The 22,655-nt window shown below is 63.1% G+C and carries 22 protein-coding genes; 5 read left to right on the top strand and 17 right to left on the bottom strand.

What is annotated here, in order from left to right:
- From V3W39_RS21020 to V3W39_RS33820, 3 genes are read right to left on the bottom strand one after another with little or no spacing between them, the layout of a single operon-like run.
- Positions 1-1,872, bottom strand: coding sequence for an FUSC family protein (locus V3W39_RS21020; RefSeq protein WP_330213260.1), 1,872 nt, complete (start codon positions 1,870-1,872; stop codon positions 1-3).
- Positions 1,872-2,780 carry an efflux RND transporter periplasmic adaptor subunit gene (locus tag V3W39_RS21015; RefSeq protein WP_177133410.1) on the bottom strand — a complete coding sequence of 303 codons (909 nt, stop codon included), beginning with the start codon at positions 2,778-2,780 and terminating at the stop codon, positions 1,872-1,874. The genes V3W39_RS21020 and V3W39_RS21015 overlap by 1 nt, the downstream gene beginning before the upstream one ends.
- A gap of 10 nt (positions 2,781-2,790) precedes the next feature.
- Positions 2,791-2,979 (bottom strand): DUF1656 domain-containing protein, encoded by a 189-nt coding sequence (locus V3W39_RS33820; RefSeq protein ID WP_442968419.1) that lies wholly within the window; start codon positions 2,977-2,979, stop codon positions 2,791-2,793.
- 127 nt (positions 2,980-3,106) lie between these two features.
- Between V3W39_RS33820 and V3W39_RS21005 the strand changes: the two genes are divergently transcribed.
- The gene (locus V3W39_RS21005) at positions 3,107-3,901 is read left to right on the top strand and encodes an AraC family transcriptional regulator (protein ID WP_177077561.1); all 795 of its coding nucleotides are present in this window, start codon (positions 3,107-3,109) and stop codon (positions 3,899-3,901) included.
- Between the two features lie 23 nt (positions 3,902-3,924).
- Here V3W39_RS21005 and V3W39_RS21000 read toward each other — a convergent pair whose 3' ends face one another.
- From V3W39_RS21000 to V3W39_RS20965, 8 genes are all read right to left on the bottom strand, one after another.
- Positions 3,925-5,172, bottom strand: coding sequence for an OprD family porin (locus tag V3W39_RS21000; RefSeq protein ID WP_330213258.1), 1,248 nt, complete (start codon positions 5,170-5,172; stop codon positions 3,925-3,927).
- Positions 5,173-5,211: 39 nt separating this feature from the next.
- Complete coding sequence (locus tag V3W39_RS20995) at positions 5,212-6,546, bottom strand: MFS transporter (RefSeq protein WP_177045361.1); 1,335 nt, start codon at positions 6,544-6,546, stop codon at positions 5,212-5,214.
- Positions 6,547-6,601: 55 nt separating this feature from the next.
- Positions 6,602-7,363 (bottom strand): 1,6-dihydroxycyclohexa-2,4-diene-1-carboxylate dehydrogenase, encoded by a 762-nt coding sequence (locus V3W39_RS20990; protein WP_177077555.1) that lies wholly within the window; start codon positions 7,361-7,363, stop codon positions 6,602-6,604.
- Between the two features lie 10 nt (positions 7,364-7,373).
- Positions 7,374-8,396: a benzoate 1,2-dioxygenase electron transfer component BenC gene (gene benC, locus V3W39_RS20985; RefSeq protein ID WP_177045365.1), complete on the bottom strand. Its 1,023-nt coding sequence runs from the start codon at positions 8,394-8,396 to the stop codon at positions 7,374-7,376.
- A 10-nt stretch (positions 8,397-8,406) separates the two neighbouring features.
- On the bottom strand, positions 8,407-8,895 hold the full coding sequence (gene benB / locus V3W39_RS20980; protein ID WP_008433833.1) for a benzoate 1,2-dioxygenase small subunit: 489 nt from the start codon (positions 8,893-8,895) through the stop codon (positions 8,407-8,409).
- Positions 8,892-10,268 (bottom strand): Rieske 2Fe-2S domain-containing protein, encoded by a 1,377-nt coding sequence (locus V3W39_RS20975; RefSeq protein WP_177121175.1) that lies wholly within the window; start codon positions 10,266-10,268, stop codon positions 8,892-8,894. Before V3W39_RS20975 ends, benB begins: the two co-directional genes overlap by 4 nt.
- Before the next feature lie 85 nt (positions 10,269-10,353).
- Complete coding sequence (locus V3W39_RS20970) at positions 10,354-11,313, bottom strand: AraC family transcriptional regulator (protein WP_177077547.1); 960 nt, start codon at positions 11,311-11,313, stop codon at positions 10,354-10,356.
- Positions 11,314-11,433: 120 nt separating this feature from the next.
- Entirely contained in the window at positions 11,434-12,834 is a 1,401-nt protein-coding gene (locus V3W39_RS20965) for a DHA2 family efflux MFS transporter permease subunit (RefSeq protein ID WP_177045378.1), read from the bottom strand.
- A 264-nt stretch (positions 12,835-13,098) separates the two neighbouring features.
- Here V3W39_RS20965 and V3W39_RS20960 point away from each other — a divergent pair, with 264 nt between their 5' ends.
- Genes V3W39_RS20960 through V3W39_RS20945 form a run of 4 tightly spaced genes read left to right on the top strand, consistent with a single transcriptional unit; the run spans position 13,099 to position 17,018 of the window.
- A complete protein-coding gene (locus V3W39_RS20960; RefSeq protein WP_330213257.1) occupies positions 13,099-13,944 on the top strand; it encodes an ABC transporter substrate-binding protein in 846 nt (281 codons plus the stop codon).
- A 16-nt stretch (positions 13,945-13,960) separates the two neighbouring features.
- The gene (locus V3W39_RS20955; RefSeq protein WP_177045382.1) at positions 13,961-15,469 is read left to right on the top strand and encodes an amino acid ABC transporter permease/ATP-binding protein; all 1,509 of its coding nucleotides are present in this window, start codon (positions 13,961-13,963) and stop codon (positions 15,467-15,469) included.
- Positions 15,470-15,486: 17 nt separating this feature from the next.
- A complete protein-coding gene (locus V3W39_RS20950) occupies positions 15,487-16,152 on the top strand; it encodes a GntR family transcriptional regulator (RefSeq protein WP_177045384.1) in 666 nt (221 codons plus the stop codon).
- Between the two features lie 14 nt (positions 16,153-16,166).
- Entirely contained in the window at positions 16,167-17,018 is an 852-nt protein-coding gene (locus tag V3W39_RS20945) for an urea carboxylase-associated family protein (RefSeq protein WP_003210853.1), read from the top strand.
- A 30-nt stretch (positions 17,019-17,048) separates the two neighbouring features.
- On the opposite strand, the gene V3W39_RS20940 is transcribed toward V3W39_RS20945, so the two are convergent.
- The 6 genes from V3W39_RS20940 to V3W39_RS20915 all read right to left on the bottom strand — a co-directional run bounded on the left by V3W39_RS20940 (position 17,049) and on the right by V3W39_RS20915 (position 22,654).
- Positions 17,049-18,020 (bottom strand): ABC transporter permease, encoded by a 972-nt coding sequence (locus V3W39_RS20940; protein ID WP_330213256.1) that lies wholly within the window; start codon positions 18,018-18,020, stop codon positions 17,049-17,051.
- Entirely contained in the window at positions 18,017-19,009 is a 993-nt protein-coding gene (locus V3W39_RS20935) for an ABC transporter permease (RefSeq protein WP_330213255.1), read from the bottom strand. Before V3W39_RS20935 ends, V3W39_RS20940 begins: the two co-directional genes overlap by 4 nt.
- Entirely contained in the window at positions 18,996-20,531 is a 1,536-nt protein-coding gene (locus tag V3W39_RS20930) for a sugar ABC transporter ATP-binding protein (protein ID WP_330213254.1), read from the bottom strand. Before V3W39_RS20930 ends, V3W39_RS20935 begins: the two co-directional genes overlap by 14 nt.
- The gene (locus V3W39_RS20925; RefSeq protein ID WP_169388312.1) at positions 20,531-21,517 is read right to left on the bottom strand and encodes a sugar ABC transporter substrate-binding protein; all 987 of its coding nucleotides are present in this window, start codon (positions 21,515-21,517) and stop codon (positions 20,531-20,533) included. The genes V3W39_RS20930 and V3W39_RS20925 overlap by 1 nt, the downstream gene beginning before the upstream one ends.
- A gap of 179 nt (positions 21,518-21,696) precedes the next feature.
- Entirely contained in the window at positions 21,697-22,107 is a 411-nt protein-coding gene (locus V3W39_RS20920) for a VOC family protein (RefSeq protein WP_177045396.1), read from the bottom strand.
- A gap of 16 nt (positions 22,108-22,123) precedes the next feature.
- On the bottom strand, positions 22,124-22,654 hold the full coding sequence (locus V3W39_RS20915) for an ester cyclase (RefSeq protein ID WP_330213253.1): 531 nt from the start codon (positions 22,652-22,654) through the stop codon (positions 22,124-22,126).
- Position 22,655 lies beyond the last annotated feature (1 nt).

Genomic DNA, 22,655 nt, shown 5'->3' with positions numbered 1-22,655 from the left:
TCATCTCACCTTCGTTGTGTTTGCTGAAACCTGTGTGTACTGATCGAGCAGCCCGGCCAAATCCTGGTAGCAAGCCGCCAGCTCGTGGGCGCCCAGGTGGGTCAATGACCTGGCGGTCCGCCGCGCCTGGGCCGCGCTGACGGATGAATGGGCGGCGTACCGGGAAATGCGCCGAGCGCCGGTTTGTGCGCATCTGGCGATCAATGAGTCAGGCTCCAGGTCGCGGGTCTTGCGGTGCAGTAACCTCAACTGGCGACCCAACTGAAGCGACACTGCACCCGCCTCATCGGTGCCCGACACCGCCTGCAGGGCAACGAGGCGTTGCTGTTGGGTGGCCTGCCACTTCAGCAGGTCCAGACGATGCCCATGACGCAGCAACCGGCGCGTGTCGTTATGCAGCGCCTTGCGCAGGACGTGGGCGTGGCTGGCGGGTTTTCCCGGCAGCAGCTGGAAGGCCAGCAGGCAGATGGCAAGCGTCACCAACCAGGCAAGGGCCTGATTGGCGAAGTCGGTGAAGTCGTATTGGGCGGTCCCGGCGGTGCCGACGAGGGTGTTGAAGGTAATCAGGTAGGCGATGCCTTGCAGGGCATGGCGCGGCCGGGTGGTGGCATGAATCCCGACCGCCCAGAACGCAGTCAGCACCACCGTGAGCAACCCGAAACCGCTGATGTGTGGCAACAGCAGGAACTTGCACCCCGCCGCCGCCAGTATTCCGTAGAAGGTTCCCCTGGCAAGGCTCGTGATGCCTTGTTCGGGCGCCGGGCTGGTAGCCAGCAAGGTGCAGTACGGGCCCAGTACGGCCAACAAGGTTGGCCCCTGATCCCAGCCGGTGAGGTACCACACCGCGGCGGTGCCCAGGGTGGCCAGCAACGCTCGCACACCATTACGCAAAGCAGCGCCGTAGTGTCGGTGGAAGCCCACGGCGCGGGCCGGTGTTTGGGGCGCGCGCTCAAGGCAGGCAAAACTCGACAAGGCACTGGCCAGGTTGTCCAGTTGCTCATTCAAGCGCGGCTCGCTTGCACGGCTTTCAAGGCTGCATTGCAGCGCCCGGACACGATCGGCCGCCATGGAAAACCCGGGCATGGTTTCAGCCAGCTGTTGCAGCTGCGCACCGATATGAGCGTGGGAAGGCCACGCACACTCGTCCAGCACCACGGCATGCAGGTACGCAAGCCCTGCCTGGAGGGTCGCGAGCCTTGCGCGGATCAGCACCGACTCCCCCCGGCCGATGCCGAGAAGGTCGTCCACCTTGCTGATATCAACGGCCAGCGGGCCTTGCGCAATCGCCGGCGCGCCGTCAGTGCGCGTGGCCAGCAGCCGCAAGGTGCGGGATGAAACGTCGCGAAGCGCCGCGTTCAGTGAGCGCTCCACCGTCTTGCGGCTGAACAGCGTGGCCACCAGGCTCAGGCTCACCACGCCAAGTACAACGGCCGTGCCCCGCCCCACGATATGCTCGAAACCTTGCTGCGGCTCGACAATGGCGGGGCCCAGGGCAAGGCAAACGGTGTAGCCGGCAACCACCGCCGCCGTGGCCTGGTAGTGCCGAAGCACGGTCATGGCTCCGACACAGAGGCCGAGCCACACGCCGATTCCAAGAATGAACAGCAGCATTTTTTGGGCGAACAGGCTGGTCAGCACCAAGGCGACAGCCAACCCCACCAGGGTGCCCAGCGCCCGGTTGAGCCCCTTGCCCACCACCGCGCCCTGTAGCGGATGGATCAGCAACAACACGGTTGAAGCGGCCGAGAACGGCGAATCCAGGTGTAGCTGGAACCCCAGCCACAGTGCCAATGAGGCCGCCATCAGGCTGCGCAGTACGTAGCCCGATATCGCAGGTTCCCATGCCCCCAGCATGCGTAGCGCACGTCCCATCACATGAACGCCTGAAGCCATTGCACCAGCCTCCAGCGCGGCGCGGCACCCGCTTCGCTGACCTCAATGCTGGCGGTCATCCCCGCCGCCAGCTCCACGCCCGCCGGCACCTTGTCCAGCTCGATGCGCACGGGCACCCGCTGGGCCAGGCGTATCCAGCTGAACGTCGGCGCCACTTGGGGCAAACCACTGTTGCTGCGCAACTCGTTGCCGTCGGCGATGCCTCGGCCAATGCTTGCCACATGCCCTTCAAGCAGCGGTGCATAGCCCATGAGCTTGATAGCGGCCGAAGCGCCGACGTTGACGCCAGACAACTTGGTCTCCTCGAAGTAACCGGTGACCCAGAAGCTATGGCTGTCCACCACAAAGATATTGGTCTCGCCGGCCGTGGCGTAGTCACCCGGCTGAAGCCGCAGCTGAGTCACATAGCCGTCCACCGGCGAACGAATCGTCGTGCGGTCCAGGTCGAGCCGCGCATGGGCCAACTGGCTCTGGGCCGCATCCAGGCGCGCCCTGGCCACCGCCAGGTCGCGGGCCGCGTTGTCGGTTTCCTCCCGGGCAATGGCATCGCCCAGCTGGTTGCGGCGCTTGAGCTGTGCGCTGCGCTGCTCAAACACACTGCGTGCCTCGGCAAGCTCGGCCGCGCGCTGTTGCTGGGCCAGCAGGTAGCTGCTGCGGTCGATCTGATACAGCAAGGCGCCCTTGGCCACCCACTGGTTGTCGCCCACCAGCAGGTGTTCCACCTGGCCGGAGACCTCGGGGGCAATACGGATGACCTGCGCGCTGACCCGCCCGTCCCGCGTCCAGGGCGCCAGTTCATAGGCGCGCCACAACTGCGTACAGAACAGCAATGCCGTCAGCCCGAGCACCAGGGTCACGAGGGCCTTGAGGATGTGTTTGATCGTCATCGCGGCGCCTTCAAAACGTCAGGACCAGGGTCGAGAGCACGATCATTGACACAAAGAAACGCGCCAGGCTCGGGTGCCAGGTCCAGTCCAGCCAGCGCCGCAGGATCCGCTCCAGCAGCGCGTAAACCAGGGCTGCAACACCCACGTAGAGCAAGAAAGGCGGAATGTAGAGGTGGGCAATCGTTATTTCGCTGAGCATCGGTTGAATCTCGCCGTCGGCAATCACCTTGATGGCCTTGGTGACGATGGTAGGGGCTGCAAGGCCTTGCCGATATTGAGTATGCTGCCAGGATATAATCAAATTCAGACAATCGAGGCGGTGCGCAATGGGCGAGATGAAGCTGCAGGGAATTGATCAATTCGAACTGGACAGTTTCGATCAGCCCGCCGTCGCGTTGATGCTCGGCAGCCAGCGCAACGACACTGAATTCCCGGTGCACAGCCACCGCAAGGGCCAACTGGTGGTGGCGTATCACGGCGGCATCGTGTGCACCGTGGAGGATGGCGTGTGGATGGTGCCGTCGGGCTTCGGCGTGTGGATTCCCGGCGGTGTGGCCCACAGCAACCGCGTGACCGCCAACGGCAGCATCGGCTTTCTGTTTGTGGAACCCGGCGCCGCCGCCTTGCCGGAGAAATGCTGCACCCTGGTGCTTTCGCCGCTGGTCCTGGAGTTGATCCTGCACCTGAGCGCCCAAGCCCAGGACTACCCGCCCGCCTCTGCCAATGCCCGGGTGGCGAGCGTGCTCCTCGAACAGCTGGAACTGGCCCCCTCGGAACAGTTGTACCTGCCGCTGCCGGCCACCGCGCAGTTGCGCTTGATCGCCCGCGGCCTGGCCCAGGATCCGGCCAATCGTTGCACCATGGCCCAATGGGCGCATCAAGTCGCCATGAGCGAGCGGTCCCTGGCGCGCCTGGTCAAGCACGAAACAGGCCTGACCTTTGGCCAATGGCGCAAGCAATGGCAAATCATCGTGGCCTTGCAGAGCCTGGCCGAGGGCGAGTCGGTGCAACGAACCGCCGAAGCGCTGGGGTACGAGTCGGTCAGTTCGTTCATCAGCATGTTTCGCAAGACACTGGGCTCGTCGCCGGCGCGTTATATCCGCGGTACTGCAACGCGTTAGCCGAGCCCGTGCCAGGGCGCCGTTTAGAGCAGCTTCCAGGTATAACTGAGGATCAGCCGGTTCTCGTCGATATCGCTGCGGTAGTTCGAGCGGGCCATCACGTTACGCACCCGAATCCCCACACCGCTCAACGCGCCGCTTTGCACCACATAGCCGATATCCAGGTCACGCTCGCGGTCACGGCCTTCGTAACCGGCGCCAGTGGTCACGTTGTTGCCGGTGATATAACGCACGGTGGTGGTCAACCCCGGAATGCCCAGCGCGGCGAAGTCATAGTCGTATCGCGCTTGCCAGGAACGTTCGTCGGTGTAGGCGAACTCGTAGGTGGGCACCTCGTTGCCCAGCGGCGAGATGTTCGCAAACACCCGCGGGAAGGCACTGTCGCCGTACATGGCCTGGTAACCGACATAGAACGTGTGCCCGCCACGCCTGGCCGACAGCAGCGAAAAAAACGCCTGGTTGTCGATCTTGCCGAGCAACTTATCGCCGTCTTCCCGCGCAGTGTAGTAACCCAGGTTGGCGCCGAGCACCCAGTCGCCCATGGGCTGGCTGTGCTTGAGCCCGATAAAGTCCTGGCGGTAGATGTCTTTGAGTTGGCCGTGCCAGTAGCTGGCTGTGGTGCGGTTGGTGTTGAAGGCGTAGTCGCCACCGACGTAGTTGAACGCGTCACTCTCGGCTCCGCGCTGCGGCACATGGCCGAGCATGGCGATCATCTTTTCGGCGCCGGCCTCGTTGCGCAGGCTGGTGGTGGTCAAATGCCCGGCCTGCAGCGTGAGCCCCGCGATTTCACCGGAACTTACGCTCACGCCCTGGTAACTCGGCGGCAGCAGGCGAATATCACTGAACGCCAGCACCGGCAGGTTGGGTTGCAGCTCGCCGACTTTCAGTTCGGTTTTGGAGAACTTCGCCTTGAAGGTCAGCCCCAAACGGCTGTAGTCATCCGGCGCGCTGCCATCGCCCTTGACCGGGAGCAAACCGGTATTGGCCCGGTCCGGGCTGCTGTCGAGCTTGAGGCCCAGGGTGCCCAGTGCATCCAGGCCAAAGCCCACGGGCCCCGGGGTGTAGCCGGATTTGTAGGTCAGGATAAAACCCTGGCCCCACTCCTCTGCCTTGGATTGTTTGTTGGCGCCGACGATGTCGGAGAAGTCGCGGCTGAAGTAGTAGTTGCGGGCCTGCAAGCTGGCCGTGGAGCCTTCGATAAAACCGCCCTCAGCCGCCGTCGCCGCAAGGGGCATCCCTAGCAGGGATAGCCAGATACGTTGTGTTTTCATGTCGTTGCTCTTAGTTATTGTTATCGACAGATCTGGAAGTTACTGCGCCGGTGCGACTACCCCCGCAGGCCGGTCTCGATGCTCATTCAACGCATACGCGGTCATCGCCAGCACCGCGACAGCCCCGGGAATCGCAAAGGCCATGAAGTTCAGGTGCAGGGGCAGTTCAATCCCCATCAGCGCGCCGCCCAACAGCGGACCGACGATGGCGCCGGTGCGGCCAATGCCGGACGCCCAGCCCAGGCCCGTGGCGCGAATGGACAAGCCATAGAGTTGCGCAGCCCCGGCGTACAGCAGGATTTGCGTGCCGATGGTGGTGGCGCCCGCAAAAAAGATCAGCAGGTACAGGACCGGCATCGGGCTCTTGATGCCCAGCAGGCTGATGGACACCAGCGCGGCGATGAAGAAGCAGATCACTACCTTCACCAGGTTCAGCCGGTCACACAGCCAGCCACCGACCAGCGCCCCGGCGATGCCACCAAAGTTCAGGGCCAGCAGGAACGACAGGCTCGATCCCAGGCTGTAACCGGCACCGGCCATCAGTTTGGGCAGCCATGAACTCAGGGCGTAGACCATCAACAGGCAGCAGAAAAACGCGACCCAGATCGCCGCCGTGCGTAACGCCAGGCCATGGCGAAACAGCTCCAGCACCGAGGCGCCCTTGCCTTTGCCGGCGCTGATATGCAGCTCATCTTCCGGGTCGATCCGGGTGTGCGGCGACAGACGCTTGAGCAGCGCACGCGCCTGTTCCTTGCGGCCCTGGCGAATCAGGAAGCCGATGGATTCGGGCAGCCAATACACAATCAGCGGCATCAGCAGCAGCGGGATAGCCGCGGCGAAGAACATCGATGGCCAGCCAAAACGCGGCAGCATGAAAATCCCCACACCGGCCGAAAGCATGCCGCCCAGGGAGTAACCGCCGAACATCACCGCCATCAGGATGCTGCGCATTTTCTTCGGTGCGTATTCAGTAATCAGTGCGGCCGCGTTGGGCATCAGGCCGCCACAGCCAAGCCCGGCAATAAACCGGCAGATCCCGAATTCAGTCGGGTTGCTGGCAAAGCCGTTAACCACGGTGGCGACGCTGAACAATGCAAAGCAGATGGCAATGCCTTTACGGCGGCCGAACTTGTCGGCCAGGCTGCCGAAAATCAGCGCGCCAAACATCATCCCAAACAGTGCGTAACTGCCCAGGGCTCCGGCCTGCAAGGGCGTCAGGCCCCATTCCTGCATGATCGACGGCAACACCACGCCGTAGATGAACAAGTCATAGCCGTCAAAGATCAACAGCACGGCACACAGGCTGACCACCAGCCAGTGAAAACGGTTGAAACGGGCGTTATCGATAATCGAATTGACGTCGTGGGTACGCATGGCAGTGCTCTCATTATTGTTGTTGTGAGTCAGTGTCTGCAGGTACAGCGGTGGATCAGCCGAGGTCGCCACCTCCTACCGGCAAGGTCACGCCGGTGATGTAGGAGGCCTCGTCGCAGGCCAGGAACAGAATCGCGCCGGCCTGCTCGTCAATGCTGCCGTAGCGTTTCATCGGGCTGCTGTCGAGGGTCTGGTCGACGATCTGTTGGTACCAGACGCGCTCCTGGTCGCTCTGGGGCTGGTTGTTGCGCGGGATCCGCCGTGGTGGTGCCTCGGTGCCGCCGGGCGCGGTGGCGTTGACCCGGATGCCGCTGCCGGCGGTCTCCAGGGCCAGGCACGCGGTCAGGGCGTTGACACCGCCCTTGGCCGCGCCATAGGGCACGCGATTCACCCCGCGGGTGGCCACGGACGAGACATTCACGATGGCGCCACTGCCCTGTTCCAGCATGTAGGGCAACACGCAGTGGCAGCACCACAGCGTCGGGAACAGCGAGCGGCGTACCTCGGCCTCGATTTCATTCTCGGCGTAGTGCTCGAACGGCTTGGCCCAGATGGTCCCGCCCACGTTGTTCACCAGAATATCGATACGCCCGAAGCGCGCCTTCGCGGCGGCCATGACGCGGGCGCATTCGGCATGCTGCTCCAGGTCGGCGGTGAAGATCAGCGCCCGTTCATGCTGCAACTCATGCACGAGCTCCGAGCGATCCACCGCCACCAGCCAGGCGCCCTCTTCCAGCAAACGCTCGGCCACGCGGCGGCCGATGCCCTGGGCGGCGCCGGTCACCAGCGCCACCTTGGTGTTAAAACGTGAATTCATAGCGGTGTCCTCAGGCAGCATCGCCGGTGACGATGGCGTTGGGGGTGAACTTCTCGTAGTGGAAGCTGGCCGGCGTTACGCCCTGGGCCTTGAAGTGCTGGCGCACCGCGTCGACCATCGGTGGCGGCCCGCACAGGTACACATCCACGTCGCCTTCGTTCAGCAGGTCTGCGGCCATGTGCTGGGTGACGTAGCCCTGCCGGGGATGCGCGGTCTGCGGGTCGGCCACGCAGGTGACAAAACTGAAGGTGGGCAGGTGTTTGGCGAAGGCCTCAAGCACCTCGACCATCACCAGGTCCTGGTCCCGGGTCACGCCGTAGATCAGCGTCACCGGCCGGTTCTCCCCACGCTCGGCGAGCACTTCAAGCATCGACAGGAACGGCGCCAACCCGGTACCGCCCGCCAGCAACAACAAGGGCCGCGCCACTTCACGCAGGTAAAAGCTGCCCAGCGGCCCGGTCATCGGTACGGCGTCCCCCGGCTGGGCACGCTCCAGCCAGCCACTCATCAACCCGCCGGGCACGTGCTTGATCAGGAAACTGGCGCGCGTGTCGCCGGGCTTGCTGCTGAAGGAATACGAGCGCGTCTGCCCACTGCCAGGCACACCGATATTCACGTATTGCCCCGGCAGGAATACCGGCGCCTGGTCCAGGTCGAAGCTGACTTCCAACGCCGCATCGGCATGCCGGGTAATGCTCGCCACCGTGGCGGCAAACTGCGCGGTGCCGGTCTTGCACGCACCCGACGGCACCGGCACGGCAATCACGCAGTCCGATTGCGGCACCATCTGACAGGTCAATACCTGGCGCTCAACGGCTTCCTCTTCGCTCAGGGCGTCTTCGATGTAGTCGTCGCCCAAGTCATAGGTGCCGGTTTCACAGCGGCATTTGCAGGTGCCGCACACACCGTCGGAGCAGTCCATGGGCAGGTTGATACGTTGGCGAAAGGCCGCGTCGAGGACCTTTTCACCTACCTTGCAGTCGATGAAACGGGTCACCCCGTCCTCGAAGTTCAGGGCGATGGAGTACGTCATGGGCGTGTCCTCAGATGTGGTAGATATCGATGACCTGGTGGATGTAGTCGTTTTTCAGCACCACCTTCTTGCGCGTGATCAGCGGCTGTTCGGCGCGGATGTCCAGGCGGTAGAACGAGGTGCCGAAATACGTATCCGTGGTCTTGTACCGATGGCTGAGGGTTTGCCAGTTGAAACGCAGCTCCACGTGTTGACCGTCGTCGGCCAGCACTTCGAGGTTGGTGATCAGGTGCGCGGTGCGCGGTTCCGGGGTGCTGGCGCTGGAGCGTTCGGTCTTGATCCGGAACACGCGGTCTTCCAGGCCGTCGCGGCTGGGGTAATAGATCAGCGAGATTTCACTTTGGGGGTCTTCGGTCAGGGTGTCGTGGTCGTCCCACGCGGGCATCCAGTACTCGACCTTGGGTGAGTAACATTCAAGCCACTCGTCCCACTGGCGGTCATCCAGCAGGCGGGCTTCGCGGTACAGAAAGTCCAGCAGGCGATCACGGGAAGCACTCATGCCAGCACCTCCTTGTCTGTGGCGATCAAGCGTTGTTGCTCCTGCTGGATCGCACGTTGCAGGCTTTGCGCCCAGTGGGCGTGCTGGCGCACGAACAGGCCTTCGTCTTCGGTTTTCACCCCACTGAGCTGCGGGTGCATGCCCATGGCCCGGGCGTTTTCGTCGGCGCCTTCGACCCACTGTTTCGCGCCACGGCTGAGGTCATTCCACAAGGTGGTCGCGCCCTGGTAGCCGGTCTGGCAGGCGCGGAATTCTTCCAGGTCATCCGGCGTGCCCATGCCGCTGACGTTGAAGAAGTCTTCGTACTGGCGAATGCGCGTGGTGCGCTCCTCGGCGCTTTCGCCCTTGGGTGCCATGCAGTAGATCGTGACTTCGGTCTTGTCCACGGCAATCGGCCGTACCACGCGAATCTGCGTGGAGAACTGGTCCATCAGGTACACATTCGGGTAGAGACAAAGGTTGCGGGTTTGATCGACGATAAAGTCGGCGCGTTCCTGGCCCAGGCGCTCGGCCAGGGCCTCACGGTGAGCATGCACCGGGCGCACCTGCGGGTTGAGCAGGCGCGTCCACAGCAGGATATGGCCGTGCTCGAAGGCGTAGACACCGCCGAGGCTTTTCGACCAGCCATTGGCGTCCACGGTGCGGGTGCCTTCGGCTTCGTAGTTGCGCCGGCCCATGGTCGCCGAGTAGTTCCAGTGCACGGAGCTGACGTGATAACCGTCGGCGCCGTTTTCGATCTGCAGCTTCCAGTTACCGTCATACACATAGGACGAACTGCCTCGCAGTACCTCCAGGCCCAGCGGTGCCTGGTCGACCATCTGGTCGATGATCACCCGGGTTTCACCCAAATAATCACTCAGTTCCGGCACCGACTCGCTGAGGCTGCCGAACAGGAAGCCGCGATAGTTTTCGAAGCGGCCCAGGCGCTTGAGGTCGTGGGAGCCGTCACAGTCGAAGCTGTCGGGATAGGCGCCGGTCTTGGCGTCTTTCACTTTGAGCAGCTTGCCGGCGTTGCTGAAGGTCCAGCCGTGGAATGGGCAGGTAAACGAGCCTTTGTTGCCTTGTTTGCGGCGGCAGAGCATGGCGCCACGGTGGGCGCAGGCGTTGACCAGGCCGTGGAGCGTGCCGTGTTTGTCACGGGTGATGACCACGGGTTGGCGGCCGATCCAGGTGGTGAAGTAGTCGTTGATCTCTGGCACCTGGCTTTCGTGTGCCAGGTAGACCCAGCCCCCTTCGAAAATATGCTTCATCTCAAGGTCGAACAGGTCGGGGTCGGTGAAGATGTCGCGGCGGCAACGGAACACCCCGGTGGCGGGATCTTCCTGGACGGAGTCGCGCAATTGTCGGGCGAGTCGGTCGAATGTGCTGATCATGGGGTAGGCCCTCGGTTGTTCTTGTATCAGGCACCTCCACCTTATGTACTTGCCCTACCCGTCAATATCCGCTGGCTGCAAATCGTTATCCGCCTGGCGCAAGCCGGCGCTTCCAGGTGTAGGACGGCAGCTCGCCAAAGCGTTTGCGGTAGGCCTCGGAGAACCGCCCCAGGTGCACAAACCCGTGGTCCAGCGCCACCTCGGTGACGCTGCGCGCAGCGCCCCGCTGCAACACGGCGTGCACCCGCTCCAGTTTGCGTTGGCGGATATAGTCACGGGGCGAAACGCCGACCTGGCGTTCAAACAAGGTATACAGCGAGCGCTCGCTGACCTTGGCCACGGCCATCAGTTGCTCAGTGCTGATGTCGTCGGTCAAATGCTCCTCGATAAACTCGCGCAACGCTTCAAAGCCGCCGCGCTGATCGGGCCGGGGGATCACGCGCAGCACGTTGCTGCCCAGCAGCGCCAGCAGCTTGTTTGCCACGACGCGCTCATACAGGCCCTGCAGTTCGGGCTCGGCGGCGTTTTCCGCCTCGTGGCAGATCAGCCCGAGCAACGGCAGGAACCCGCCCATTTCAGTCAGCACATGCCGCGCTGCCGCGAAACGGATGCCATCCTGGGGCAGCGTCCAGTGCTGCTCAAGGCAGGCGTTTTCCAGCAGGCGCACCGGCAATTTGATGATGAATTTTTCGCAGTCTGCGGAATAGGTCAGGTCCACCGGGTCATCCGGGTTGATCAGCAGGATCTCCCCCGGTCCGAACACCAGTTCCTCGCCCCGAGCGTTCGAGCGGCAATGGCCCTGGAGCAGTACCTGCAGGTGGTAAATGGTTTCCAGCGCTACCGACGTCACCCGCACCGGCGCGCCGTAGCTGATACGGCACAGGTCCAGGCTGGAAAAGGTCCGGTGGCTGATGCTCGCCTGCGGGCGCCCTTTTGGGGGCAGGCGGATACGGTGGCTGCCCACATGCTGGTTCACATAGTCCGACACCACATAGGCATCGGCCCGCTCAAATATCTGGCTGCGCTCACTCAATAGCACGGTCATGGTTGCGCCTCTTTTATTATTATGGGCCCCGATTTTCTGCTTCAACGCAGAGTGCTGCCGGGGGCACAGGCCGTCCAATATTCAATAGGTGTTGCTTCATACCCCGAAGGTATCGTGGGCTCACTTGCGTTGCAGCACCGATTCTCCCGCCTGGGCCGGAAGCCGCAGGTTATCCAGCAACGCCACGCCGGCAATCACCGCCACCCACAGAAACGTCAGCTGAAAATCGGCGGTCGCGGCCTGCCCGGTGTTGCCGTGTAAATTCATGGCAAAACGTAACAACAGCGCACCAATCGCCACGCCCATGGCCATGCTCAGCTGGAAAAACATGCTGAACAAGGTAGACGCATCGCTCATCTGCGCCTTGGGTATGTCGGCAAACCCCAGGGTGTTGAACAAGGTGAACTGCATGGAGCGTGACAGGCCGCCCACGAACAGAATGAACAGGATCAGCGCCCAACTCATGCGCTGGTCCAGCAACGCGCACGCGGCAATCGCCAGTACGCCGAGAATGCCGTTGATCATCAGCACCGGACGAAAACCCCAGCGCTGCATCACCGCTGTGGTGAAGGGCTTCATCGCCAGGTTTCCGGCAAATACCGCCAGCACCAGCAACCCCGCATCGAAGGCAGAGAGCCCGAACGCCAGTTGAAACATCAACGGCAGCAGGAACGGCAAGGTGCTGATGGCCACCCGAAAAATCGACCCACCGCACAGGCACACGCTGAACGTGCGCACGCTCACCACCTCCAGCGCCAGCAACGGCTGTGCATGCCGGCGCATATGGCGCCAGGCAAAGGCGCCAAGCATCACGCCGGCGGCACTGAGTAACAGGCCCTGCAACAGGCTGCCACGGCTTTGCCCGAGCAGCTCGACACCGTACAGCAGCGCCGCACTGGCGACGCCTACCAGCAGGAAACCGCTGAAATCGAAGGTGCGGGACGTCACTTCGTCACGCTTGGGGATCAGTACCAGCGTGGCGATCAATGCCAGCAGGCCCAGCGGCAGGTTGAGGTAGAAAATCCATGGCCAGGATGCGTGAGTGACGATAAACCCGCCCACCGGTGGCCCGAGTATCGGCGCCACCAGGCCGGGCCAGGTGATAAATGAAATCGCCCGCACCAGGTCTTTTTTCTCGGTAGCCCGCAACACCGCCAGGCGCCCTACCGGCACCATCATCGCCCCGCTGATGCCCTGCAACACGCGCGCGGCGACGAAGGTCTGCAGGCTGTCACTCAAGCCGCACAGCAACGAAGACAGGCTGAACAGCACGATCGCCCAACCGAATACCAGCCGCGAGCCAAAGCGGTCCGCCAGCCAACCGCTGATGGGAATGAACACCGCGACGGCGAGCATGTAGGCGCTCATGCCGATGTTCACGTCCACCGCGCCCACGCCGAAGGTCTTGGCGATGTCCGGCAGCGCGGTGGCGATCACCGTGGCATCGAGGTTCTCCATGAAGAAGGTGACGGCCACCAACAAGGCGATCAAGGTCGAGCGGCGTTGGGACATCGACGGCATTGCGGTTCACTCACGGTTTTGAATCGGCACTTTATCAATAAGTCGCTTCTTTATGCCCCGCAATATTCCTGCCCCACCACGTAGCGCCCGGTAACGAATCGCCCCGATTTGGTGTGCGTGCGTACAAAAAAAGGCCCTCTCACGCTTAAAAAACCGTCAAAAACCGCGCAAATCCATTAGTTGGCACGATAACGGCTTAATGGTTAATACAGGATTGTTGAACAATCCAAATCACCCCTGTATCCAGTAACCGAGGCGACGAACATGCAAAAAGGTCTGACGGGCAACACCACCATGCGCACCCTGGGGCTGGCGATCACCCTGGCGTGTGTGGCACCGCTACTGTCGGCGGCCGAGATCAAGGGCACCCTCAAGCCGGGCGAGCTGTCGATCGGCTCGGACCTCACCTACCCGCCCTACACCTACCTTGAACAAAAAACTCCGGCCGGGTTCGATCCGGAGTTCATGCAGTTGATGGGCACGCAACTGGGACTGAAGCCGCGCTTTCTCGACACGCGTTTCGCCAACCTGATCCTCGGCGTCAACGCCCAGCGCTTCGACGTGGTGGCCTCGGCGTTGTATGTCACCCCCGAGCGTGCCAAGCAGGTGGATTTCCTCAGCTACCTGAAGACCGGCTCGTCGCTGATGGTACTCAGCGCCGGCGACTTCAAACCCCAGCGCCCGGAAGACCTCTGCGGCAAGCGCGTCGGCTCGATCAAGGGTGCGTCATGGGTGCCAAAGCTGAACAAAGTCTCGGCTGAATACTGCCTCCCTACGGGCAAGCCGGCGATCGAGTCCCGCGAGTTTCCGACCTCCCCGGAAGCCGCCCAGGCCTTGCTCGCCCAGGCGGTCGATGTGCAGATGGAAGACGCAGCGGTGGCCAAGATCACCGTCGAAAAGCTGCAAGGCAAAACCGTGATCAGCTCCAGCGAGCTGATCTACCCGGTGGTGGTCGGCCTCGCCGTGCGCAAGGAAAACCCGGCACTGCTCCAGGAACTGACCGGCGCCCTGAACCAGATCAAGCAGGACGGCAGCTACGGCAAGCTGCTGGCGCGCTACAACCTGGCCGAGCCGAACGCCGCCGAGATCAGTGCGGCACTGGGTAACTGAAACGCGGAGCACATGTATGCAATTCGATTGGCACTACACCCTGGGCCTGTTGTGGAACGGCGACTTCTGGCGAGCGGTCGGCACCGTGGTCGAGCTGAGCCTGGAAACCTGGCTGCTGGGGATTGTCCTGGGGTTCTTCCTGGCCCTGGCCCGACAGTCGGAACGCCGTTGGCTGCGGGACTCCGCCGGCGTCTACATCTGGTTCTTCCGCAGCCTGCCGTTGCTGGTCCTGCTGATCTTCGTCTACAACCTGCCGCAGGTATTTCCGTCCACCAGCGTGGTGCTGTCCAACCCTTACTCGGCGGGTTTGATCGCCCTGGTGCTGAGTGAGGCGGCCTACATCGCCGAGATCCACCGCGGCGGCCTGCTGGCGGTGGTCAAGGGCCAGCGGGAAGCCGGCAAGGCGCTGGGCGTGGGTTATCGCGGCGTGCAGCGGTTGATCGTGGTGCCCCAGGCGCTGCGGGTGGCGCTGCCCACACTGGCCAACGAGTACATCACTATCGTCAAGCTGACCTCGTTGGTGTCGGTGATTTCGCTCTCGGAAATCCTGCTGGTGGGGCAACAGCTCTACACCCAGAACTTCCTGGTGATGGAGACCATGCTGGCGGTGGCGTTCTATTACGTGTTCATCGTGACGGTGTTCAGCTGGCTGTTGCGCGTGCTGGAAAACCACCTGGACGTGACCCGCCGCAAACCCAAGGCCATCGCCCCCGCCGAACTTGACGGGGTAGCGACGCGGCGTGCGGCCGGCCAGGCCGAGCCCGGCGAGTTTGCCTTGCAGGCCCGCGCCGTGCGCAAGGCCTATGGCGAGCTGGAGGTGCTCAAGGGCGTGGAACTGAATGTGCGCTGGGGCGAGGTGGTGTCGATCATCGGCCCGTCGGGCTCAGGCAAGACCACGCTGATTCGCACCATGAACGGCCTCGAAAGCCTGGACCGCGGCGAGATCACCCTGCAAGGCCAGCCGTTCCTGCGCGGTACCCGGGAGCCGCAAGGCGCGCTGGGACACAAGGTGCATATGCGCGGCATCGTCCACGTCGGCATGGTGTTCCAGGGGTTCAACCTGTTCCCCCACAAGACCGCCCTTGAGAACGTGATGCTCGCGCCCGTCTACCATGCCCATGGTGGCAGCGAAGAATTGCGCCTGTTGAGCCTGGCCCTGTTGCGCAAGGTCGGCATGCTGGAGCACGCCGGCAAATACCCGCACCAGTTGTCCGGCGGCCAACAGCAGCGCGTGGCAATTGCCCGGGCGCTGGCAATGCGGCCCTCGGTGATGCTGTTTGATGAGCCCACCTCGGCCCTCGACCCGGAACTGGTGGGCGACGTGCTGGCGGTGATCGAGGAACTGGCCCGCGAAGGCATGACCATGGTCATCGTCACCCATGAAATGAACTTTGCGTTCAAGCTTTCCGATCGCGTGGTGTTCATGGAAGGCGGCGAGATTATCCAGGACGCCGCGCCCCGTGAAATGCTCGAGCAACGCAGCGAACGCATGACCAAGTTCCTCAAAGACGTCCAACTGGCGTGAGCCCAAGGAGCCCCAACGTGAGCCAAGCCAAGGAACCCAGCCTGTCGCTGGCCGACCAGGTTGCCATCGAACTGCGCGAAGACATCATCGGCGGCCGCCTGCTGCCCGGCATGCCGCTGGTGGAGAGCGAGCTGGTCAACGCCTACAACGCTTCGCGCAATACCGTGCGCGAAGCCTTGCACCACCTGGGCCGCGAAGGCCTGACCAGTTACGTGCGCAATAAAGGCGTGATCGTGCGCCGCCTGGGGGTGGATGAAGTACGCGACATCTTCAAGGTGCGGCGCACCCTGGAGCTGCAGGCGATTGCCGCAAGCAAGCCACTGCGCGAGTACCAGTCCGACCTGATGCTGGAATCCATCGAGGCCGCGCAACTGGCCCAGGACCGCGAAAACTGGCAGGCCTTCGGTACCCACAGCCTGCGCTTTCACCAACACATCGTCGGGCTGATGCGCAGCCCGTTGCTGGATGAGTTCTTCACCCATATTGCGGCCCAGATGCGCCTGGTGTTTTCCAACGCCCCCAGCGAGGAAACCTTCCAGAAGCCCTGGCTGGAACGCGACCGGCAGATTCACGACTTGCTGGTTGACGGCCACAAGCAAGCCGCCGGCGAAGCCTTGGCCAGCTACCTCAACGACTCCGAATCGCTGCTGCTGGACATCCTCAGCAGCCTCCCAAAACCCTGAAGCGAGAACCCACCATGTACAAGGACTACCCGGCAGCCTACCAAGTCAGCAAAGGCGCTGCCTTGCAGGTCGACAAAGCCTTCTATGACCGCGTGCGCGAGTCCCGGGACGGGCGCACCCTGATCGAGCAATTCGAAGTGCCGATCCGCACCGGCCGTGCCTGGAAAGTACCGGCAGGCCACGTGTTCCGCGTGACCACCCCGGTTGGCCCGCAGGTCGGTGACTTCAACGTGTGGAGCGCCAACGACCCCCGTGAACGCATGTGGGCAGCGCGCACCCGCCAGCTGCAAGGTGCTCATGTCACGACCTACGACCGCCTGTGGTCGAACCTGCCGTTTTTGCGGCCGATGGTCACCATCACCGACGACAGCCTGGCCGACTACGGCATCGACGAGCACGGCGGGCGTTTGCACGACTTGCTGGGCACGCGCTGCGACCCTTACGTGAACAAGATGCTGACCGGCGAAGACTTCCACCATCACTGCCACTCCAACCTGACCCGCGCGGTGCTGCCCCACGGCCTGACCGAGTTCGACGTGCACGACGTGCTGAACATCTTCCAGTGCACCGGCCTCAATCACGACGACATGTACTTCATGAAAGCCTGCCCGGCCAAGCAGGGCGACTACCTGGAGTTCTTCGCCGAAATCGACCTGCTGTGCGCCCTCTCCACCTGCCCCGGCGGCGACCTGTCGCTGCCGATGTGGGGCCCGGATGCCGAAGACCCGCTGAAGGTGTGCCGGCCGTTGGGGGTTGAGATCTACCGCCTGGACGACGCGCTGCTTGAAGGCTGGAAGCAGCCCGAGCGCGCCGCCTATAATGGCAACCATGGCCTGTTGATTCCCAAGGCTGACTGGGAAAAGTAACGGCCCGACTGACACCTGGGGCCCCGCGCCTCAGGTGTTCTGCGCAATCCTGCGACTGATAAAGCTGAAGGCCAGTACCGCAAAAATCAGCACGCCGGTTGCCACCTGCTGCCAGTAGAAATTCCAGCCGATCAGCAGCAAGCCATTGGCGATGACATTGATAAACAGCACCCCCAGCAACGTGCCCGGAATATTCGCCCGGCCCTGACGATTCAGGGTGGTGCCGATAAACACCGCGCCAATCGCATTCAGCAGGAACGCATTGCCCGACAGCGGCACGTAAGCACTCACCGTCGAACTGAGCAGAATCCCCGCCACTGCGCACGCCAGCGCTGCCGCCAGCACTGTGGTGGTGACGATGCGCCGCACCGACAACCCCGAGTAATACGCCAGCAACGGCTGGGTGCCCTGGGCCAGCAACTCCCGCCCCAGGCGCCCACGGGCCAGCAACAGGCCGTAGACCACGGCCAGGACCAGCACGATCAACAGTGGCAACGGCACGCCCAGCGGGCTGAAGCTCGCCAGTTCCGGCTTGAATCCCTGGGCGATGTAGATCGGTTGGCCGCCGTCCGAGAGCAACTGCTGGGCACTGGTGCCGATAAACAAGGTGCCCAGGGTCGCCAGGAACGGGCTGATCCTGAGCCCTGCGATCAAGCCGGCATTGAACAACCCGACCAGCAGCCCGGCGGCCAACGCGCCAGCAATCGCCACGCCCAATCCGTGCCCGGCGTTAAGCAGCACCACAAAGCTGAAACTGGCGAAATCCACCACGGTGCCCACCGACAAATCGATGCCACCGGCCGCCACCGCGTAGGTCATGCCGATGGCGACAATCGCCAACAGCACGAAGTTGTTCAGCGCAAGGCTTTTCAGGTTGCCGCCACTGAGGAACCCGGGCGCCTGCCAGGCAAACACCAGCACGATGGCCACGAATACCAGCGGCAACGTCAGGGGCAACAGCGAACGCCAACCCGCTACGCCCATGGTTGCGATTCGGCTCATGATGACTCTCCCCGATTCAAAGCACTGGAGGCCGCGACCACCAGCAGAATCAACACGCCCTGCACACCGTTGACCCAGAAGCTCGACAGGTTGAGCAGTTGAAACCCGTTGATCAAAAAGCCGATCAGCAAAGTCGCCAGCAAGGTGCCGGGGATGCTGGCCACCAGCCGCCGGGAAAACACCACGCCGAGAAAGGCGATCGCCACCACCGACAGCAACATGTCACCGGAGCCGGTGGTGCTGCCGCTGAAAAACGCCGCCGAACACAAGGCCGCCACCGCCGCGCACAGCCCCGACAGCAAATAGCTGGAAAGCACATAGGCCGGCACGCGAATCCCGGCAGCTTCTGCGGCGTGCGGGTACTCGCCTACGGCATGCAGGCGCAACCCGTAGGCGGTGTGCTGGATCAGCAACGTCAGCAGGAAGGCTGTCACCAGCAACACCCAGGCGAGCGCCGGCACGGCCAGCCAGGTGCCGCCGCTGAGCAGGTCGAGCAACGGTGAGTCAGTGGACACCACGGTGTTTTCGGTGAGCACCAGCTCCAGCCCGGCCAGCACATTCATGCTTGCCAGGGTCGCGAGCAAGGGTGGCAAGCGCAGCACCACCACGGCCAGGCCATTGAGCAGTCCGACCGCCAGTCCACAGCCCAAGGTCAGCAGCAGGCTGGCCCAAAGGTCGAGGCCGGCGTTGTTGAGCCGACTGAACACCGCCGCGCACAACCCCAGGTTAGCCGCCAGCGACAGGTCGAGACCGCCGGCCACCACGTTGGAGCCGCCGCCGATAATCACGCAGGTCAGGCCGAAGGCAAGCACGCCGAGGATCGCCGACTGGCTGAATACATTGGCGATATTGCCCGCCGACAGGAAATTCGGCGCAGAGACGGCAAACCCCAACAAGATCGCGAGGAACACGCCCACCGAGCCGCGTCGCAACACCAGCACCCACAGTCGCTGGGACAAGCCCGGGGTCGCCGTTTCAAGCAGGGACATGGGCCACCTCCTGTTTCACCGGCACGGCTACCGAGGGTTGCACCGCGCCCGTGGCACACGCTAACAACTGATCACTGTCTGCCTCACCGGCCTGGAATTCGCCGGCAATCTCGCCTCGGTGCAACACCAGGATGCGGTCGCAAATGCCCAGCAGCTCCGGCAGGTCCGACGACAACACCAGCACCGCAGCGCCCTCTTCCACCAGGCGCCCGATCAGGCGATAAATCTCGACTTTGGCGCCGACATCCACGCCAACGCACGGCTCGTCCAACAGGTACACCGCCGAGCGCCGGCTCAGCCATTTGCCCAGGGCAACCTTCTGCTGGTTGCCGCCGCTCAACTGGCTGACCGCCGCCTGCGGGCCCGGCGCCTTGATTACCAATTCACTGATCAGCCGCAGACTTTCGGCCTGCTCATGGCGTTTGCTCAGCAAACCCCAGCGGCTGAAGCGCCCAAGCCCGGCCAGGGTCAGGTTTTCCAGCACCGAGAGCAGCGGCGAAATCCCCTGGCTGCGACGTTCTTCCGGCACCAGGGCAATCCCTTGGGCGATCGCGTCACCCGGTGAACGCAGGCGCAACAGACGACCTTCCAGATGCACGCTGCCACTGTCGGCACGCACCACGCCGAACAGGGTCTTGAGCAAATCCTTGGCCCCCGACCCCACCAACCCGGTCAGGCCGACGATTTCGCCCCGGCGCAGTTCCAGGTCAATCTGCCGGTAACGCCGGGCCAGGCTCAGCCCGCGCACCTGCAGTAACGGCTCGCCAAGTTCGACCTGCGCCTTGGGATACATCTCCTGGACCTCGCGATTGACCATCAACCGCGCAATCTGCGCGCTGGAGGTATGCCGCGGCTGCACCACCGCTACATCGCGGCCATTGCGCAACACCGTCACCTCATCGCACAGGCTGTCGATTTCCTGCAGGTAATGGGAGATGTAGAGGATCGACAAACCCTGGTCCCGCAAGCGCTTGACGATGCGCAGCAACTGGTCGACTTCGCGCTTGACCAGGGCCACGCTGGGCTCGTCGAACACCAGGATCTTCGGCTGGCGAATCAACGCCCGGGTGATTTGCAGCACCTGGCGCTCGGCGCTGTTCAGCTCGCCCACCAACGCACCGGCCGGCAGTTGCAGGTCAAAATACTCCGCCAGCAAACGCTCGGCTTCGCGCTGTTGGCGACGCCGGTCGACAAACGGACCACGGCGCAACTCATGCCCGAAGAACAGCGCCTCGCCTACGGTGAAACTCGCCGGCAATAACCGCTCCTGATGGATGAACTGCACACCCAGGGCGTCCACCTGGCGCGGCGACAGTGAAGCGTACGACTGGCCGTCAATGCTCAGTTGCCCCGAGTCCGCCTTGTGGATCCCCGCCAACACCTTGATCAAGGTCGACTTGCCGGCACCGTTCTCGCCCACCAGGCCGTGAATGGTGCCGCGCTCGACTTTCAGGCTCGCATCGTCCAGCGCCAGGGTGGCACCGAAGCGTTTGCGCAGATGCTGCAAGTGCAACGCCGCCATCAATCACCCCGCAGTTGCTGGACCTGCGCCAGGTTGGCAGCGGTGGTCAGCAGCGTCGGCACATGGGTTTCCTTGGGCAGGTCGCGCTGCCCGGCCAGGTACCGCGCCACGTTCTGCACGGCGGTCTTGCCGATCAGCGCGGGTTGCTGGGCCACCACCGCGCCTACCGGCGAATTCGCCTGGCCCAGCAGTTCCAGCACTTCAGGCGTGCCATCCACGCCGTAGGTCTTGATCTCGGTGCGCTTGGCATCGATCAGCGCCTTGCTCGCGCCCAGTTGTGGAATGTCCCACGCCGCCCAGATCGCCGAGACGCTGCCGGCCGGGTACTTGTTGAGCAACGCAGACACTTGGGAATAGGCATCCTGCACGGTGTTGGGGATTACATCCCGCAGCTCCGGCTGGATGATCTCCAGCTGCGGATGATCCTTGAGCGCCAGCTTCAACTGGTCGTAGCGAATCGCGCACACCGGCACGCCGTAGAAGCCGTTGAACACCAGGATCTTGCCCTTGCCGCCGGCGTCCTTGATCAGTTGATCGGCCAAGGCCTTGCCGGTGGCGACGTTGTCGGAGGTGGTGTTGTTGAGGCTGTACTGCGAAGGCGCGTCGATGGTGAACAGCGGAATGCCGGCCTTGCTGATGCGCTTGAGCCACGGGTCGATCACGCTGAGGGTGCCGAGCGTCTGGATCACCGCATCGGGTTTCTGGGTGACCACGGTTTGCAGCTGGGTCACCAGGTTCTTGTCATTGCGCCCGGCGTCCAGGGTAATGGGCGTGCCGCCGAGACGCTTGATCTCGTCGACCTGGGCCTGGAACGCCTTGATATCGAAGTAGTGACTGGTACCAGTCATGCTCACGGCAATGCGCTTGCCGGCCAGGGACGGTACCGCGTCATCGCCCTCGGCGGCCTGGGAAATGGCGGCATGGCCCAGCAACAGCGCTGCGCCAAGCCAGATAAAACGGGAACGCGAGAAAAAGGTGCAAGGCATACAGGGCTCCGCTGAGCGACGGGTGAAAGGGTTCACCTGTGTGCATTGCAGAGCCCATGCCATAAATAAATATCAATAGAATCAATCAGATGAAAACAGTCGTCGGCAGTGCGCTGTCCAGCGCAAACCACAACTGCCCGATAGCTGTTGCCCAGCCAACAGTTGGCCGGGCAGTCACCTCAGGCCGCCGGGTAAGCAAAGATCAGCTCGACCCTGATACCGTTCGGGTCCTCGACAAACAATTGGTGCTCGAACAGCTCCGGCACCACCCGCTCGGTGAACGGCACCCCACGCTTGCGCAGGCGTTGTTGATGCCTTGGCAGATCGTCACAGCGCAATGCGATGTGATCGAGCGCACCTGAGCCGTGCCCCGGGCTGCGCCCGCCAAGGTACGCTTCAAGCGCCGCATCGTTGCGTTGAACGTTGGCGATGTGCAACAGCGGCCGCCCTGCTGAATAAAGCCAGCTCCCTGGAAAAGGGAACGCCGGGCGCCAGCCCTCCTCAAGGCCGAGGGCGTCACGATAGAAACTCACCGTCGCGTCGACATGCTCCGTGCGGAGCGTGAAGTGATCCAGGTAGTGAACGGTCATGTGCAGAGCCCTCCCGTCAGAGCGCACCCAACTGCTTCATCAGCGTCAGGTTGTCTTCGATGTGCCAGTTGGCGACGATCTTGCCGTTGCCAATCTGATAAATGTCGGTGGCAATAAAGTCCACGACCTGGCCGGTGCCCTTGATCTGGCCGAAGGAACCGGTGAAGTGCCCGCGAAAATGCAAATGCGCCACGACGCGATCGCCGGCAATGATCATTTGCTCCACTTCGCAGCTCAGGTCCGGCACCGCGCCGCGAAACGCGCGGGAGGCCAGCAGCGGGCCCTCCGGCCCTTGCTTGCGCCCGGCGGGCGGTGTTTTGTCGATGAAGTTGAGCGCCAGCGCTTCACGGGCCAGGCTCTCGTCACCGGTATTCCAGAACGTGTCGTAACGCCGGGCGACCGTTTCCATGATCTTCAGTTGCGCGGCGGTCAGGCTCTTGTCCACCACCAGGACACCGGGCGCCACCAGCTCGGTGGTGGCAAACGCCAAGCCCGAGAGGGTCAGGGCCAGGAATCCGGCGGCGATAAAGGGAATGGAGCGTTGCATA

This window comes from Pseudomonas sp. Z18(2022) (assembly GCF_036346535.1).
GTDB classification, from domain to species: domain Bacteria; phylum Pseudomonadota; class Gammaproteobacteria; order Pseudomonadales; family Pseudomonadaceae; genus Aquipseudomonas; species Aquipseudomonas yamanorum_A.
Note: the sequence above shows the minus strand (reverse complement) of the source record. Positions and strands in the feature narration are given on the sequence as shown.